Source organism: Lutibacter sp. A80, from assembly GCF_022429645.1.
In the GTDB taxonomy this organism is placed as follows: domain Bacteria; phylum Bacteroidota; class Bacteroidia; order Flavobacteriales; family Flavobacteriaceae; genus Lutibacter.
Genome location: NZ_CP092480.1, coordinates 858,964 through 875,506 on the forward strand (window position 1 = coordinate 858,964; position 16,543 = coordinate 875,506).

At 28.2% G+C, this 16,543-nt stretch carries 15 protein-coding genes; 14 read left to right on the top strand and 1 reads right to left on the bottom strand.

Translation table 11 applies throughout. The annotated features are described in order from the left end of the window. Positions 1–40: 40 nt before the first annotated feature. The 7 genes from tpx to MHL31_RS03800 are packed head-to-tail and all read left to right on the top strand — an operon-like array spanning position 41 to position 7,378. Positions 41–538 carry a thiol peroxidase gene (tpx, locus tag MHL31_RS03770; protein ID WP_240227747.1) on the top strand — a complete coding sequence of 166 codons (498 nt, stop codon included), beginning with the start codon at positions 41–43 and terminating at the stop codon, positions 536–538. Positions 539–542: 4 nt separating this feature from the next. Beyond that, complete coding sequence (locus MHL31_RS03775; protein WP_240227748.1) at positions 543–911, top strand: diacylglycerol kinase; 369 nt, start codon at positions 543–545, stop codon at positions 909–911. A gap of 52 nt (positions 912–963) precedes the next feature. Further along, positions 964–3,318, top strand: a complete 2,355-nt coding sequence (locus MHL31_RS03780) for a DNA translocase FtsK (protein ID WP_240227749.1) — start codon at positions 964–966, stop codon at positions 3,316–3,318. A 23-nt stretch (positions 3,319–3,341) separates the two neighbouring features. Next, complete coding sequence (locus tag MHL31_RS03785; RefSeq protein ID WP_240227750.1) at positions 3,342–3,995, top strand: outer membrane lipoprotein carrier protein LolA; 654 nt, start codon at positions 3,342–3,344, stop codon at positions 3,993–3,995. A gap of 6 nt (positions 3,996–4,001) precedes the next feature. Further along, on the top strand, positions 4,002–5,453 hold the full coding sequence (locus MHL31_RS03790; protein ID WP_240227751.1) for an LptF/LptG family permease: 1,452 nt from the start codon (positions 4,002–4,004) through the stop codon (positions 5,451–5,453). After that, positions 5,450–6,592 carry a 3,4-dihydroxy-2-butanone-4-phosphate synthase gene (gene ribB / locus MHL31_RS03795; protein ID WP_240227752.1) on the top strand — a complete coding sequence of 381 codons (1,143 nt, stop codon included), beginning with the start codon at positions 5,450–5,452 and terminating at the stop codon, positions 6,590–6,592. The genes MHL31_RS03790 and ribB overlap by 4 nt, the downstream gene beginning before the upstream one ends. Before the next feature lie 51 nt (positions 6,593–6,643). Further along, positions 6,644–7,378, top strand: a complete 735-nt coding sequence (locus MHL31_RS03800) for a DUF4369 domain-containing protein (RefSeq protein ID WP_240227753.1) — start codon at positions 6,644–6,646, stop codon at positions 7,376–7,378. Here the strand turns inward: MHL31_RS03800 and pepE are convergent. Further along, positions 7,370–8,077: a dipeptidase PepE gene (pepE, locus tag MHL31_RS03805; RefSeq protein WP_240227754.1), complete on the bottom strand. Its 708-nt coding sequence runs from the start codon at positions 8,075–8,077 to the stop codon at positions 7,370–7,372. The genes MHL31_RS03800 and pepE overlap by 9 nt on opposite strands. 101 nt (positions 8,078–8,178) lie before the next feature. On the opposite strand from pepE, the gene MHL31_RS03810 reads away from it, so the two are divergent. The 7 genes from MHL31_RS03810 to MHL31_RS03840 all read left to right on the top strand — a co-directional run bounded on the left by MHL31_RS03810 (position 8,179) and on the right by MHL31_RS03840 (position 16,406). Beyond that, positions 8,179–8,961: a carboxypeptidase-like regulatory domain-containing protein gene (locus MHL31_RS03810; RefSeq protein ID WP_240227755.1), complete on the top strand. Its 783-nt coding sequence runs from the start codon at positions 8,179–8,181 to the stop codon at positions 8,959–8,961. Then, positions 8,945–9,745: a carboxypeptidase-like regulatory domain-containing protein gene (locus tag MHL31_RS03815; RefSeq protein ID WP_240227756.1), complete on the top strand. Its 801-nt coding sequence runs from the start codon at positions 8,945–8,947 to the stop codon at positions 9,743–9,745. Before MHL31_RS03810 ends, MHL31_RS03815 begins: the two co-directional genes overlap by 17 nt. 37 nt (positions 9,746–9,782) lie before the next feature. Beyond that, positions 9,783–10,496, top strand: coding sequence for a carboxypeptidase-like regulatory domain-containing protein (locus tag MHL31_RS03820; protein ID WP_240227757.1), 714 nt, complete (start codon positions 9,783–9,785; stop codon positions 10,494–10,496). A 92-nt stretch (positions 10,497–10,588) separates the two neighbouring features. Further along, positions 10,589–11,113: a GNAT family N-acetyltransferase gene (locus MHL31_RS03825; protein WP_240227758.1), complete on the top strand. Its 525-nt coding sequence runs from the start codon at positions 10,589–10,591 to the stop codon at positions 11,111–11,113. A gap of 3 nt (positions 11,114–11,116) precedes the next feature. After that, positions 11,117–11,614 carry a DUF6702 family protein gene (locus tag MHL31_RS03830; RefSeq protein ID WP_240227759.1) on the top strand — a complete coding sequence of 166 codons (498 nt, stop codon included), beginning with the start codon at positions 11,117–11,119 and terminating at the stop codon, positions 11,612–11,614. A gap of 153 nt (positions 11,615–11,767) precedes the next feature. Continuing rightward, positions 11,768–14,032, top strand: a complete 2,265-nt coding sequence (locus MHL31_RS03835; protein WP_240227760.1) for a M1 family metallopeptidase — start codon at positions 11,768–11,770, stop codon at positions 14,030–14,032. A gap of 106 nt (positions 14,033–14,138) precedes the next feature. Then, positions 14,139–16,406 (top strand): M1 family metallopeptidase, encoded by a 2,268-nt coding sequence (locus tag MHL31_RS03840; protein ID WP_240227761.1) that lies wholly within the window; start codon positions 14,139–14,141, stop codon positions 16,404–16,406. Positions 16,407–16,543: the final 137 nt, after the last annotated feature.

The following is a 16,543-nucleotide window of genomic DNA, read 5'->3' on the forward strand; positions in this document are numbered from 1 at the left end:
TTAACCTAACTTTGATTTTTTAACTAAAAAATATACAAATATGACTAAAATAACACTAAAAGGAAATCCTTTTAAAACGTCAGGAAAATTACCAAAAGCTGGTAAAAAAGCTCCTAAATTCTCTTTAATAAAAGCAGATTTATCAAAAGCTAAATTAAAAGATTTTAAAGGATCTAAACTAATTTTAAACATATTCCCTAGTTTAGACACAGGTACTTGTGCCGCTTCAGTTAGAAAATTTAATGAAGAAGCTGCTAAATTAGAAAACACAAAAGTATTGTGTATCTCTAGAGATTTACCATTTGCTCAAGCACGTTTTTGTGGTGCTGAAGGTTTAGAAAATGTAATTACATTATCTGACTTTGCTAAAGGTAAATTTGGAAAAGATTACGGTTTAACAATTAAAAATGGACCATTAGCAAACCTACATTCTAGAGCTATTGTTATTGTAAATGAAGAAGGTATTGTTACTTATACAGAACAAGTTCCGGAAATAGCTGACGAACCAAACTATGAAGCTGCTTTAAAAGCACTTTAATTTTATGAATTTAGAAAGTAATTTTATTTTAAATAGAATAAAAGCTGTTAAATACGCAGCTAAAGGATTTTGGATTTTAATTACTTCAGAAAAAAGTATTATAGCACAGGTTATTATTGCTATAATAATGACCATTTTTGGTTTTATTATACAAATTTCTGCTACCGAATGGATGTTCCAAATTTTTGCAATTGGACTTGTTTTGGTAGCAGAATCTTTAAATACTGCAATTGAAAAAATCGCAGACTTTATACATCCAGAATACCATAAAAAAATTGGAACTATAAAAGATATTTCTGCAGGTGCTGCTTTTTTTGCTGCAATATTTGCTGTTATTATTGGTTTTATAATCTATATTCCTAAAATATTTTAGTAATACAACAGCAATCACAATAATTTTATATTTTTGTGGCATATAAATACCAATGGCAAAAAAGAAAGAGATAAAATCTAAAACGAAACGAAAACCTGTTTTCCAAAAAATAAATTCATTTTTTGGAAATAGACAAACACAAACATTAATAGGTGTTTTTACCATGTTATTTGCTGTGTTTTTATTAATTTCCTTTTTTTCTTACCTTTTTAACTGGCAAGAAGATCAAAGTCAACTTTCTAATTTTACAGATAAAAATATTACTGTTAAAAACTTATTAGGTAAAATTGGAGCTAGTATTAGCCATTTTTTTATTTATAATGGTTTTGGAATTGCTTCAATATACATCACGGTTTTACTATTTTTATCTGGAATAGCTATATTTTTAAAAGGAAGTTTACAGCATATCAAAAAATATTGGGGCTGGGGTATTTTAGGCATAATATGGCTTTCAATTACAATTGGTTTTTTTAGTTCTAAAAACGCATTGTTAGCAGGCGTAATTGGTTACGAATTGAATAGTTATTTCCAACAGTTTTTAGGAAAAACAGGTTTACTATTAGTACTACTTTTTTTATTAATCTCATATTTAGTATTACGATTTAAATTAACGCCAGAAAAAATTAAAAACCTTTTCCCTGAAAAAAAAGTTGTAAAGAATTCTGAAATTAAAGTAAAACCAGAAGTTGTTAAAAATCCAATAGAAGCACCTTTAACTACTCCTGTAGAATCTAAAGAAGAAAAAGAAACCACCAATTTTGATTTAGAAATAGACAACAAAAAACCTACTACTAAAAAAGAAGAATCTAAAGATACTGATGAAAAAGTAACCATAGATGTCGAAAAAATTGTTGAAGAAACTCATGTAGCAGAAAACATACCTAACAAATTAGTTAAAGATTTTGGAGAATTTGACCCTACTTTAGAATTAGGTAGCTATACTTTCCCTACGTTAAACCTTTTAAAAGATTACGACGAAAGTATTTCTATTGATCAAGAAGAATTAGAAAATCACAAAAATAGAATTGTTGAAACGCTTAACAATTACAATATTGGAATAGCCAAAATAAAAGCGACTGTAGGACCAACAGTAACGCTTTATGAAATTGTTCCAGAAGCAGGTATTAGAATTTCTAAAATTAAAAATTTAGAAGACGATATTGCACTATCATTATCGGCAATGGGAATTCGAATTATTGCACCAATTCCTGGGAAAGGAACTATTGGTATAGAAGTTCCTAATAAAAAAGCTACAATGGTTTCTATGAAATCTGTTATCTCCTCTGCAAAATTTCAAAATTCGGAAATGGAATTACCTGTTGCAATGGGAAAAACAATTTCTAACGAAACATTTGTTTTTGATTTAGCTAAAATGCCACATTTATTAATGGCAGGTGCTACAGGTCAAGGTAAATCTGTAGGTTTAAATGCTGTTTTAACTTCGATATTGTATAAAAAACATCCTGCTGAAGTTAAATTTGTATTGGTAGATCCAAAAAAAGTAGAACTTACATTATTTAACCATATAGAACGCCATTATCTTGCAAAATTACCCGATACAGAAGATGCTATAATTACAGATACCGCAAAAGTAATTAACACCCTAAATTCTTTATGTATTGAAATGGATAATCGTTACGATTTGCTTAAAAAAGCTATGGTTCGTAATATTAAAGAATACAATACAAAATTTAAAGAACGAAAATTAAACCCTGAAAATGGTCATACTTTTTTACCTTATATAGTATTAGTAATTGATGAATTTGCAGATTTAATTATGACTGCAGGTAAAGAAGTTGAAGCACCAATTGCCCGATTAGCACAATTAGCACGTGCCATTGGAATTCATTTAATTGTTGCAACACAACGACCTTCTGTTAATGTTATTACAGGTATTATTAAAGCAAATTTCCCTGCTAGAATTGCTTTTAGAGTTACTTCAAAAATAGATTCTAGAACAATTTTAGATGGATCAGGAGCAGATCAATTAATAGGTAAAGGTGATATGTTATTTACCAATGGAAATGATGTAATTCGTTTACAATGTGCATTTGTAGATACACCAGAAGTAGAAAGAATTACTGATTATATTGGATCACAAAGAGCATATCCAAGCGCATATCTATTACCAGAATATAATGGCGAAGAAGTTGGCACAAGTCTTGATGTAGATATCAGCGAAAGAGATGTTTTATTTAGAGATGCCGCATTAGTTATTGTTTTAGCTCAACAAGGCTCTACTTCTTTATTGCAACGTAAATTAAAACTAGGTTACAATAGAGCTGGTAGAATAATTGATCAATTAGAAGCCGCAGGTATAGTTGGTCAATTTGAAGGTAGCAAGGCAAGGCAGGTGCTAATTCCAGATGAAATGGCTCTAAATCAATTATTAGACGGGGAAAAATAATATAAAAAGTTTAACAACAAATCATGAAAAGAATTATACTAGTACTAAGTGTTTTTTTATTAACTGCAAATGTATTTAGTCAAGACGCAAGTAAAGCTAAAGCCTTACTTGATGAAGTTGCTCAAAAAGTAGAAGGTTATTCAAATATTTATCTTGAATTTAATCATAGAATAGATAATTACGACGCTGATGTTCATCAAGAAACATTAGGTAGTGTTAATTTAAAAGGTGAAAAATACCATTTAAATTATATGGGAACAGAACAAATTTTTGATGGAACAAAAACGTATATTATAATACACGAAGATGAAGAAGTAATTATTCAAAAAGCATCAAACAATCAAAATGAAACACTAACTCCTTCAAAAATATTTTCATTTTATAAAAAAGGCTTTAATTACCAAATGGGTGAATTAAAAAACACCAAAGGAATCAAAATTCAATATGTTAAGTTAACACCAATAGACAGCGATTCTGAAATAGATAATGTAATGGTTGGTATTGATAGTAGAACAAAACATATCTATACTATTATTGAAACCGGTAAAAACAGTACAATTACAACACTTGAAGTAAGAACTTTTAAAACAAATCAACCTATATCCGAAAAGCTTTTTATCTTTGACGAAGCAAAATACAGAGGTCAAAAAAATTATACGATTTCTGAACCAAATTAAACAGCGTTGAAAATATTTGATAAATACATTTTAAAAAGCTTTCTACAGCCTTTACTAGCCACATTTTTTGTGGTTCTTTTTGTGCTTGTAATGCAAGCACTATGGTTAGCTTTTGATGAAATTGCAGGTAAAGGAATCGATATATTTTTTATTTTAAAATTTCTTGGTTATTTATCGTTAATACTAACACCAACAGCTTTACCAATTGGTATATTATTATCATCCATTATGGCATTAGGTAATTTATCTGAAAATTACGAATTTGCCGCCATAAAATCTGCTGGTATTTCTTTAAGAAGAGTTATTAAACCATTGGTTATATTAACAGTACTATTAAGTGGTTTAAACTTTGTTTTCTTAAATAATATTTATCCGTGGGCAACATTAAAACAAAAGAACCTGTATTTAAATATGAAAAAAAAGAAACCAGCTTTGGCACTGGTTCCTGGTGCATTTAATACAGAAATTCCTGGTTTTAATATTAAATTTGATGAAAAATATGGCGAAGAAGAAAATTTACTGAAAAATGTTCAAATTGCCGATTTAACAAATAACCAAGGGAAAGTAAAAATAATTACTGCTAAAAACGGTGAAATATCTACGGAGGAAGGAAGTAAATATATGACCTTAACTCTAAAAGATGGTAATTATTATGAAGAGCATAGCAAACGTGCTATGACACAAAAAGAACGGAAAAAAATGCCCGCCTCTGCAGCAAAATTCGATACATACACAATTAATATTGATATTTCTGCTTTTAATGATGATCAAAAATTAGATAATGAAGATATAACGCAACATCATGGAATGTTAAGCATAAATCAGTTAGATTCTATTTCAAAAGTTGAAAAATCTAGTTATGATGAATATCTGAGGTTACGCTCCAACGATTTTTACAGGTCGGTTAAAGCAAATAAACTATATAAATACCCCGACTCTATTAGAGACACCATTTTAAAACCTGAAATATTAGATAACTTTACCACCACTAATAAATCTAATATTACAAGAGATGCCGTTCAAAATTTAAAACGGGTTACAGACAGAATAAAAAATCAAAAAGATAAAATTAAACGAGATCGAAAGCGACTAAATTTATATGATTATGAATATAATTATAGATTTTCTTTTTCGCTAGCTTGCCTTGTACTCTTTTTTATAGGTGCCCCTTTAGGTTCTATTATACGAAAAGGAGGTTTTGGATTACCAATGATAATGGCAATTACAATTTTTGTAATTTATTTTTTCATTTCACAATTTGGAAAAAATTTATCAGAAGAAAGTGCCATTACTACCTCATTAGGTGGTTGGGTATCAACAATAATACTTTTACCCTTTGGTATCTTATTAACCAGAAAAGCAACCCAAGGAATGGGAGTATTTAACATAGATTCCGTTCTAGATTCAATAAAAAAATTTTTCAATAGATTTAATAAAAAATCAATTAAAAACCCATGAGAACTCCAACAAAAGAAATAAAATTAAATACAATTGAAGAAGCAATTTCCGATATTAAAAATGGTAAAGTAGTAATTGTTGTTGATGATGAAAACAGAGAAAATGAAGGTGATTTTGTAGCTGCTGCAGACAAAGTAACTCCAGAAATGATTAATTTTATGGCTACTAACGGTAGAGGTCTTATTTGTGCCCCTATTACTGAAAAAAGATGTAAAGAATTAAACTTAGATTTAATGGTTGGCTTAAATACCGACCCACTTGGAACTGCTTTTACAGTTTCTATAGATTTTCATGGAAAAGGTGTTACCACAGGAATTTCAGCTCATGATAGAGCAATTACCGTAAAATCTTTAACCGATACTGAAACCAGACCACACGATTTAAGTAGACCAGGTCATATATTCCCTTTAAAAGCACGCGAAGGTGGTGTTTTAAGAAGAACTGGACATACAGAAGCTATTATAGATTTAGCGCGTTTAGCAGGTCTAAAACCTGCAGGTGTTATTGTTGAAATTATGAATGAAGATGGAACAATGGCACGTCTTCCTCAATTAGTTAAAATTGCAAAACAATTCGATTTAAAAGTAATTTCTATTGAAAATTTAGTTGAATATAGAATGCAACACGATTCTCTAATTGAACTTACTGAAGATTTTACAATAAACACTCGATTTGGAGAATATAGATTAAGAGCCTATAAACAAACCACTAATAAACAAGTACATTTATCTTTAACTAAAGGAACTTGGACCGAAGGTGAAGAAGTTTTAGTTAAAGTTAATTCAACATTAGTAAATAATGATATTTTAGGTACACTTACTAAAAATCCTGATGATAAATTAAAAGGTGTTTTTGAAGCCATAAATAAGGCTGGTAAAGGTGCTGTTGTTTTTATAAACCAAGAAAATCAAAATTTTAATTTACTTACAAGATTGGCAATTTTAAAAGAAAGCCAAGCTAATAACGAAGCATATACTCCAAATTTAAAAATGGATGAAAAAGATTTTGGAATTGGTGCGCAAATCTTACACGACTTAGGTATAACAAAGTTAAAAGTACTTTCTAATGCTTCATCATTCAGAAAAAGAGTTGGTATGACAGGTTATGGTATTGAAATTATTGAATATGTAAACTATTAAAGTTTGTGTATTTAATAAACGTATTATTAATTTTATATAAACAACTTAATAATGAATAAAACTTATACAAATGCAATAAAAAATCTAATTTTTATTTGCAGTTGTATACTTGTTTTAAGTGCTTGTAAAAAAGAGAAAGTTCCTGAAAAAGAGAATATTTCTGTAGTTAAAAATACATTTACAATTCATGGTACTTTAAAAAATTTTCATCCACAAGAAGTTTATCTAAACAAAATTATTGAAAACTCAATTTATGTTATTGATTCTTCAAAAGTTAAAAACAACACCTTCTCTTTTAAAGGTTTTGTAGAATATCCAGAACGTTTTGCTATTAGTTTCAAACAATATTCTTCAACAGTTATATTAATAGTAGAAAATGCAGATATAACCATAACTATTGATGCTAACGATTTTGAAAATACTCCAATAGAGGGTTCTAAATTAAATTCTGAATTTAAAAACTACCAATTAAACTCTAAAAAAATATTTAAAAAAATAACGTATCTATTTCCTCAATTTCAAAAATATAGATTGGAAAATAATGCTAATCAATTAGCTGATATTAGTCGTCAAATGAAAGAAATTGAACAAGAATACGTAGATTTTAGTTACAATTATATCGCACAAAATAACAACTCTTATATTGCAGCAATAATTTTAAGAGATCAATTAAAGAACACTAAAATAGATACTCTAAAAATTATAAATTCATATAATAAATTAACCGATAGCATTAAAAAGTCTCCAGATGCACATATAATTGCCTTAACTTTAAACTTACATTAAAAAGCTTAAATCTGAATCCGGAGGTAATTCTAAGGGTTGTTTTCCTTGTTGAAATAAACGTGCAAATAATGGGCCTTTTAATACTATTTTACTACCATTAACGTGTATCCAACTTCCCTCTCTTAAACCTAAAACTGGGATTTTATTTAATGTATGAAACTCGTTAATACGTGTTTCTCTAGTTTCACCCATATGTGTTGAGTTTGGGTCTGGATCTAAATAATGCGGATTAATATTAAAATTAACAAACCCAAATGAAGTAAAACTCTTTGGGTAAATTATGGGCATATCATTTGTATTTTGAATGGTTAAACCTGTAATATTACTTCCTGCACTTGTTCCAAAATAAGGAGTCCCATTTTCTACAACATTTTTTAAACTGGAAATCACCTTAGTATCATACAATTGTTTTAGTAATAAAAATGTATTTCCTCCTCCAGTAAAAATACCTTTAGCACTATTAATTGCACCAAACGGATTTTTAAATTCGTGAATTCCTCTAACTCTTATATTAATTTTTTCAAAAGCAGTACTTGCAATTTCAGTATAAGCATCGTGCGAAATCCCTCCTGGCCTAGCATATGGAATAAATAAAATTTCGTTAACACCTTTAAAAAATTCGGATAACTCTGGTAAAATATATTCTAAATACTTTTTACCATGTACGGTAGAAGTACTTGCAATAAGTAATTTCTTCATAAATATAAAGTTTTACCAAATATACTATTTTTATTGCTTTTAACATTAATTTACAATAGCCTTAATACTATTTTAAGATTTCAATAACGTTCTTTGTTATAATGAAATTAACCTTAACCAACCTAACTTTTTTCATTTTTATAACTACAAACTCTTTTTCACAAGAAAAACTAGTTACAATAACGGGAACTATTTATTCTAATAATAAAGCTATTAGCGATATTCATATAGTAAATTTAAATAATGGTTTTGGCACAATTAGTAATAATAACGGAGCTTTTAAAATCTTAGCAAAACAAGGAGATATACTGCTTTTTTCTTCTATTGAATATGAAAATAAAAAAATTACTATTTCAAAATTCCACATACAATCAAATTCATTAATTATAAAATTAGTACCTACCGTAACTATTTTAAATGAAGTTTTTTTACACGGTTTAACAGGTAGTTTAGACATAGATTTTAAAAAAACACCGAAAGATACAACTGTAAAGCCTAACTTTGTATACAAATTAAGTGATTTAGATAAAAAATTACCCGGAGATGAGCTTGGATATAAAAAAAATGTAAATGCCGAGTCTTTTACAAATCCGCTATATATAGCAGGTGGTGCTCAAGGTAGTAAATATAACAGACAACTAGAAAATGAAAGAGCTTTAAAAAGAAAACTAAAAAAAAAGAAAGATTTCCCATTTCAACTAAGAAAACAATTGGGTGATGATTTTTTTATAGAAACTCTAAAAATTCCAGAAGACAAAATCTATTTATTTATTGATTATTGTGAATCTAAAAATATCTTTACTAAATATTACAATAATAAAGTTTTAGAAATTATTGAAATTTTAAAAGTAGAAAGTATAAATTATAATGAAATTAAAAATTAAAAAATATTTTTTAGTGTCTTGTTTTCTTGTTTTATGCAACATAAATACAAATGCACAAATTAAGTACATCACATTTTCTGGAGTTATTTTTGACTCAACTAATACATTGAGTGATGTACACGTTGTAAATTTAAATAATAAAATGGGTACAATTAGTAGTAATACTGGTACATTTAAAATTACAGCTTCAGTAGGTGATATTTTATTAATTTCTTCGATTCAATATGAACCTCTAAAAATTAAAATAACCAAAGAACATGCACTCACCAAAAATCTAAGTATTTTATTAGAACAAAATATAAACAAGCTAGATGAAGTTTTTTTAAACGGTTTAACTGGTGATTTAAGTTTTGATTTAGCAAATAAACCAAAAGAAACTTTACCAAAACATTCTTTTTCTTTTGATAGAAGTCAGGTTAATAAATTAGGAGCAGATTATGCTACCGATTTTTCTAAAGCTCCAGATGCAAGGAGGTTAACCGATCCAACTGCTGCAGGAGGTGGTGTTGGTACAGGTTTTTCGTTACCCGACAAAAGACTTGAAGCAGAAAAAAAATTAAAAAGAGAACTAAAAAACGATCTTAAATTTCCGGATAAACTTAAAAGAAAATTTGGAACCTCATTTTTTGTAAACGATTTAAAGATTCCTGAAGATAAAATTTATAACTTTATTAATTATTGTGAAAATAGAAATATTATTAAAAAATTCAACGAAAACAAACTATTTGAAATCATAAAAATCTTACAAGAACAAAGCATTCTATACAATGAAATTGAAAAATAAATTTACGATAATATTACTATTTTTTTTAGTTACAAATATGCAATTATTTGCTCAAAAATCACTTGTAGTAATAGATGGAATTGTAAAATCTGACTCTACATTTTTAGAAAATATAAATGTTTTAAATCGCACCCAACAACTCGGTTCTTCTAGTAATTCAAAAGGAGAATTTTCACTACATGCAAAACTTGGAGATTCTATTTTATTCTCTTCTATAAATTATACAAATAGAGTTATTAAAATTTCAGAAAAACATATTAACGAAAAAAAATTACTTGTTTACTTAGAAGAAAATTTTAATGAATTAGACGAAGTTTTATTAAACCAAAAAATAAGATTAAACTTTGGTAAAATTGATGTTCAAAAAGGAATGATCTTAAATACCAACGAAGACAGTAAAAAAAAGGGTCCAGATTTACGTAGAATGACTGATCCAACTTATGGGAATACTGGTGTTGACTTTATTTCAATTTTTAGTTTGATTACAAAAGGTATACGAAGTAAAAATAAAGCAAGAAAAGCTTCTGAACTGAAAAATCAACGTCTTTTAGAAGAATTTCCAACTAAATTATATACACTTTATAAGGCAGATTTTTTTATTGATGAATTAAATATTCCAGATCATAAAATTTATTTATTTTTAGAATATTGTCAAGACAATGGTTTAAGCAATCACATAAACAGTACAGAATTTCAAATTAAAAACTTTTTAATAGTACAAAGCAGAAAGTTTAATAAAATAAATGAATAATATATTTTTAAAGCTACTTAACCATAATTTTAAATCATTTTTTGTTTCTTGCAGCTTATTATTTTTAAAAATAAGCAACTAAAATGGAAGCAATGCTTTTTGAAACAGAACGCTTGGTAATTCGAACATTAAAAATTTCGGATTCAGAACCTTTTTTTGATATGATGGGAAACCCAAATGTTATGAATCCCATTCCTCAAAAAGTTATGTCTAAAACAGAAAGCGACATCACACTAAAAAAATTAATTGCACTTGAAAAAAACTCCACAAAAAAAATATGGAGTCTCATTGAAAAAGAAAGCTCTAATTTTATAGGTATTTGTGGATTATTAAAAAATAATGAAGACGAACCCGAAATTGCATATAGATTAAGAGAAAAATATTGGGGAAAAGGTTATGGTACCGAAATTGCAAAAGGTTTAATTAATTTTAGTTTCGAAACTTTAAATTTTAATATAATTACTGCAGATGTAAATATTATAAATATGAAATCTGTAAAAATTTTAGAAAAATTTTTTATTAAAGATCACGATTTTTTTAATAAACGAGACAATTGTACCGATAGAAGATATAAATTAACTAAAACAAATTGGGCAAAAACCTTTAAGAACAATTAACCAATGAAAATTAAAAATTATTTATTTTTAGTACTTATAATTCCGCTACTTTCATTTACAATGCATAAATATTATTTAAGTTTATGTGAAATTGAATACGTAGAAGAAAAACAATCTATACAAATTATTATTGGCTTTTTTATTGATGATATTGAATTAACTTTAAATAAAGATAATAACACAAAACTTAAGTTAGCTACTAAAGATGAAGCTCCAAATATTGACCAGTATTTTGAAACCTATCTAAATAACAATTTTAAATTAGCTGTAAATAATAATTCAGCTTCTTATACATATATTGGAAAAGAATATGATGATGATATTGTACGGTTTTATTTAGAAATTACAGATGTTAAAGTTTTAAATTCAATAGATATTTACAATACCTGTTTAATTAGAGATTTTGAAGATCAGCAAAATATAATTAAAATATATGCAAACAATATTCAAAAAACATTCTATTTAAACAACAAAACACTTAAAGCTTTGTTAAAATTTTAATTTTTATCAGAAAATATTGTTAAAATTATTAATTTACACCCTTAAATTTTATTTGTGAAATAAAATATAACTAAATGTTAAAAAGTGTATCACAAAACTTAGTTATCAGTTACAAATAAATAAGTAAGCTTTGAAAAAAAACAACGTATAAATATGAAACAATTTTACCTATTATTACTTTCTTTAGTAATAATTTCTTCTACAACTTTTGCTCAAAACATACAAGAAAAAAAAGAGCAAAATGGACACTACAACATTAGTAAATTTAAACAATTAAATGAAGAATTACCAACACCAAACAAGCAACACACTGCTTCTGGTGCTCCTGGTTACCAATACACGCAACAACAGGTAGATTATAAAATGGACATTGTTTTAGATACTGAAAAACACAGAATTTCAGGTTATCAAACAATTACATATTATAACAACTCTAAAGATAATTTAGACTATTTATGGGTGCAATTAGATCAAAACGTACGTGCAGCAAATTCAAAAACAAAAGACATTAATGCTGATCGCCCTAGAGCAGCATACACGCCATCAAGTTTTACAAAAGACTTTATGGGAAAACCTTTTGATGGTGGTTTTAAAATTGAAGCATTAAAAGATGCTAATGGAACCGATTTAAGTTATACAATTAACAATACAATGATGCGTATTGATTTACCAACAGCATTAGCAAGTGGTAAAAGTTTTACGTTTGATATTAAATGGTGGTATAACATCAATAACTATAAAGAAGATAGAGGAAGATCTGGTTTTGAAATATTTGAAGATGGCAATAAAGCTTATGCTATTGCACAGTTTTATCCACGTTTAGCAGTTTACAATAATGTTGAAGGTTGGCAAAATTTACAATTTTGGGGTTCAAGTGAATTTGCCTTAGAATTTGGTGATTTTGAAGTTTCAATAACGACACCTAAAAATTATATTTTAAATGCAACTGGAGAATTACAAAACCCGAAAGAAGTATTATCTAAAAATCAATATAAAAGATATTTAGAAGCAAAAACCACCTATAACAATCCAATATTTATTGTAACTCCTGAAGAAGCTATGGAAGCTTCAAAAGAGAAAAGTAATAAAACAAAAACTTGGAAATTTAATGCCGAAAATGTACGTGATTTTGCATTTGCAACCTCAAATAAATATATGTGGGATGCAATGGCTGTTAAATTAAATGAAAAAACAGTAATGGCATACTCTTTATATCCTGAAGAAGGTAAAGCGCTTTGGCAAGAACATTCTACAAGAGTTGTTGCAAATACATTAGAGGTTTATTCTCAACACACTTTTGATTACCCTTATCCGCATGCTTCATCTATAAATGTTGAAATGGGAATGGAATATCCAATGATTAGCTTTAATTTTGGAAGAGGCGATAAAAACGGAAACTTTACCGAAAGAACAAAAAAAGGAATGATTGGTGTTATTACACACGAAATCGGTCATAATTATTTTCCTATGATTGTGAATTCAGATGAACGTCAATGGACTTGGATGGATGAAGGTATTAATTCTTTTGTTGAAATTTTAGCAGAATATAAATACGATTCTATTATGTTTCCTATGACAAAATATCCAAAAAACATTGTTGGTTATATGAAAGGAGATCAAAGTAGATTAGCTCCAATTATGACACAAGGTGATAATACATTTAATTTTGGTGCAAATGCATATTCAAAACCAGCTGCAGGCCTTTTTATTTTACGTCAAACTATAATGGGTCCAGAATTATTTGACCATGCTTTTAAAACATATGCAACGCGTTGGAAATTTAAACATCCTACTCCTGCTGATTTCTTTAGATCTATGGAAGATGCTTCTGCAATGGATTTAGACTGGTTTTGGAGAGGTTGGTTTTATACCACTGGTAACACAGATATTGGTATAAAAGAAGTGAAAAAATACCATATAACAGATAAGCCAACAGAACAAGCAATTAAAAGATATGAGCGTTTTGGTATTAGTAAAAACGATATTCCACCATCATTATATTTAGTATCGGAAGACAGTGACGAATTTACTGAGGATTTAAAAAATAATACGGCTGAAGATTTTAGTTCTTTAAGTAATTATATTGATGAAAACTTTTCTTCAGAAGAAAAAGCAACATTAAAATCTCCTAAATATTTTTATGAATTAAAATTTGAAAAACCAGGAGATTTAGTAATGCCTATTATTGTTGAATTAGAATATAACGATGGCACAAAAGAACGCAAACAATATCCTGCACAAATTTGGAGAAAAAACGATGCCGAAGTAACCAAGGTAATTCCTACTAGTAAAGAAATTAAAAAAATTACTATTGATCCAGATCAACAAACAGCTGATGTAGATTTAAGTAACAACAGCTGGCCAAAGAATACTGAAACCAAATTTGAAAAATTTAAAAAGCAACGAATAAGAAGTTAACTATACTTCTACCCCACTCAGTAACTATAATAAATATGTGCTGTTTAATGTTAAGTTTATTACTAACTAACAAAGTCAATTTCTAAAAAAATCGTAAATCTCTAAAATGAAAAAAGCATTTTTACTCTTTCTAACAATTTTACTAAGTTCACCCGTTATTTTAGCCCAAAAAATTGAAAAAAAAGAAACACAAAAAGGACACTATAATATCAGTAAGTTTAAACAACTGAATGAAGAATTACCAACACCAAACAATCAGCACACAGCTTCTGGAGCTCCAGGTTATGAGTATTCTCAACAAAAAGTGGACTATAAAATGGATCTTATTTTAGATGATGAAAACCAACGTATTTATGGTGAAGAAATAATTACCTACCATAATAACTCTAAAGATTATTTAGAATATTTATGGCTTCAATTAGATCAAAATGTGCGAGCTTCAGACTCTAAATCACCTGAAATTCAATCACGTGGTTTAAATACATTATATACACCTTCTCAATTTTCAAAAACTTTTATGGAAGATAAGTTTGATGGAGGTTTTAAAATTGATTTTGTAAAAAATATGGACGATAGCGACGCTTCTTATCTTATCAACCAAACTATGATGCGTTTAAATTTAGAAAAACCATTAGCTCCTGGTCAATCATATTCATTTAAAATAAAATGGTGGTATAATATTAATAACCATGTAACGCAAGGCGGTAGATCTGGTTTTGAACATTTTCCTGAAGATGGAAATAATAGTTATGTAATAGCTCAGTTTTTTCCAAGGTTGTGTGTTTATAATAATGTAGAAGGTTGGCAAAACGATCAATTTTGGGGACGCAGTGAATTTGCTTTAGAATTTGGTGATTATGATGTTTCTATAACAACACCAGCTGATCATATTCTTGGTGCTACCGGAGTTCTAATGAATGAAAGTGAAGTACTTACCAAAACACAACAAACTAGATTGGCAACTGCAAGAAAAACTTTTGACAATCCTGTACTAATTGTATCTCAAGATGAAGCTACAAAAACTGAACAAAAAAAATCTAAAAAAACAAAAACCTGGAGATTTTTTGCTGAAAATGTAAGAGATTATGCATTTGCAACATCAAGAAAATTTATTTGGGATGCAATGGCGGTAGATATAAATGGAAGAACTGTAATGGCCTATTCTTATTACACAAAAGAAGCAAATCCATTATATGGAGACCATTCTACTAGAGCAACCGCACAAACACTAATAACATATTCTAGACATACTTTTGATTATCCTTACCATAAAGCAATTTCTGTAGATGGACAAATGGGTATGGAGTACCCTCAAATTTGTTTTAATCCTGGAAGACCTAATCCTGATGGAACATATAACGATAGAACTAAATACAGAATGATTGGTGTTACCATTCACGAAGTAGGTCATAACTTTTTCCCGATGATTGTAAACTCTGATGAGCGTCAATGGACTTGGATGGATGAAGGTTTAAATTCTTTTGTTCAAATGCTAGCTATGATGGATTATGAAGATAACTATCCGTTAAACAGAGGTTTGCCAAAAAATATTGTTGGCTATATGAAAGGAGACCAATCTAAATTAGCTCCAATTATGTCTAAGGGAGATGATGTGTATCAATTTGGAAATAATGCATATGCTAAACCAGCTACAGCATTGTGGATATTAAGACATACCATTATGGGACCAGAATTATTTGACCATGCTTTTAAAACATACGCAACACGTTGGAAATTTAAACACCCTACTCCTGCTGACTTTTTTAGAACTATGGAAGATGCTTCTGCAATGGATTTAGACTGGTTTTGGAGAGGTTGGTTTTATACCACTGGAAACACAGATATTGGAATAAAAGAAGTGAAAAAATACCATATAACAGATAAGCCAACAGAACAAGCAATTAAAAGATATGAGCGTTTTGGTATTAGTAAAAACGATATTCCACCTTCATTATATTTAGTATCGGAAGACAGTGACGAATTTACTGAGGATTTAAAAAATAATACGGCTGAAGATTTTAGTTCTTTAAGTAATTATATAGATGAAAACTTTTCTTCAGAAGAAAAAGCAACATTAAAATCTCCTAAATATTTTTACGAATTAAAATTTGAAAAACCAGGAGATTTGGTAATGCCTATTATTGTTGAATTAGAATATAACGATGGAACCAAAGAACGCAAACAATATCCTGCACAAATTTGGAGAAAAAACGATGCCGAAGTAACCAAGGTAATTCCTACAAGCAAAGAAATTAAAAAAATTACTATAGATCCAGATGAAGAAACAGCCGATGTTGATTTAAGTAATAACAGTTGGCCAAAAACAGCCGAAAACAAATTCGATAAATTCAAAAAAAGGCAAATTAAAAGCTAAAATTTAACTTATTTTAAAAGGTTTTCTTAGTGTAAATAGGTGTTACATAACTATTTGAATAATAAGTAGTTTTATTTAGGTTATCTCATAACTTGGCATTATCTTTGTCATTATAATATAATTAATATAAAATTTTT

Coding starts and splice junctions, on each gene's coding strand:
- tpx (WP_240227747.1), top strand. CDS start 41: ATGACTAAAATAACACTAAAAGGAAATCCTTTTAAAACGTCAGGAAAA.
- MHL31_RS03775 (WP_240227748.1), top strand. CDS start 543: ATGAATTTAGAAAGTAATTTTATTTTAAATAGAATAAAAGCTGTTAAA.
- MHL31_RS03825 (WP_240227758.1), top strand. CDS start 10,589: ATGCTTTTTGAAACAGAACGCTTGGTAATTCGAACATTAAAAATTTCG.
- MHL31_RS03810 (WP_240227755.1), top strand. CDS start 8,179: ATGAAATTAACCTTAACCAACCTAACTTTTTTCATTTTTATAACTACA.
- ribB (WP_240227752.1), top strand. CDS start 5,450: ATGAGAACTCCAACAAAAGAAATAAAATTAAATACAATTGAAGAAGCA.
- MHL31_RS03800 (WP_240227753.1), top strand. CDS start 6,644: ATGAATAAAACTTATACAAATGCAATAAAAAATCTAATTTTTATTTGC.
- MHL31_RS03830 (WP_240227759.1), top strand. CDS start 11,117: ATGAAAATTAAAAATTATTTATTTTTAGTACTTATAATTCCGCTACTT.
- MHL31_RS03815 (WP_240227756.1), top strand. CDS start 8,945: ATGAAATTAAAAATTAAAAAATATTTTTTAGTGTCTTGTTTTCTTGTT.
- MHL31_RS03785 (WP_240227750.1), top strand. CDS start 3,342: ATGAAAAGAATTATACTAGTACTAAGTGTTTTTTTATTAACTGCAAAT.
- MHL31_RS03840 (WP_240227761.1), top strand. CDS start 14,139: ATGAAAAAAGCATTTTTACTCTTTCTAACAATTTTACTAAGTTCACCC.
- pepE (WP_240227754.1), bottom strand. CDS start 8,077: ATGAAGAAATTACTTATTGCAAGTACTTCTACCGTACATGGTAAAAAG.
- MHL31_RS03820 (WP_240227757.1), top strand. CDS start 9,783: ATGCAATTATTTGCTCAAAAATCACTTGTAGTAATAGATGGAATTGTA.
- MHL31_RS03780 (WP_240227749.1), top strand. CDS start 964: ATGGCAAAAAAGAAAGAGATAAAATCTAAAACGAAACGAAAACCTGTT.
- MHL31_RS03835 (WP_240227760.1), top strand. CDS start 11,768: ATGAAACAATTTTACCTATTATTACTTTCTTTAGTAATAATTTCTTCT.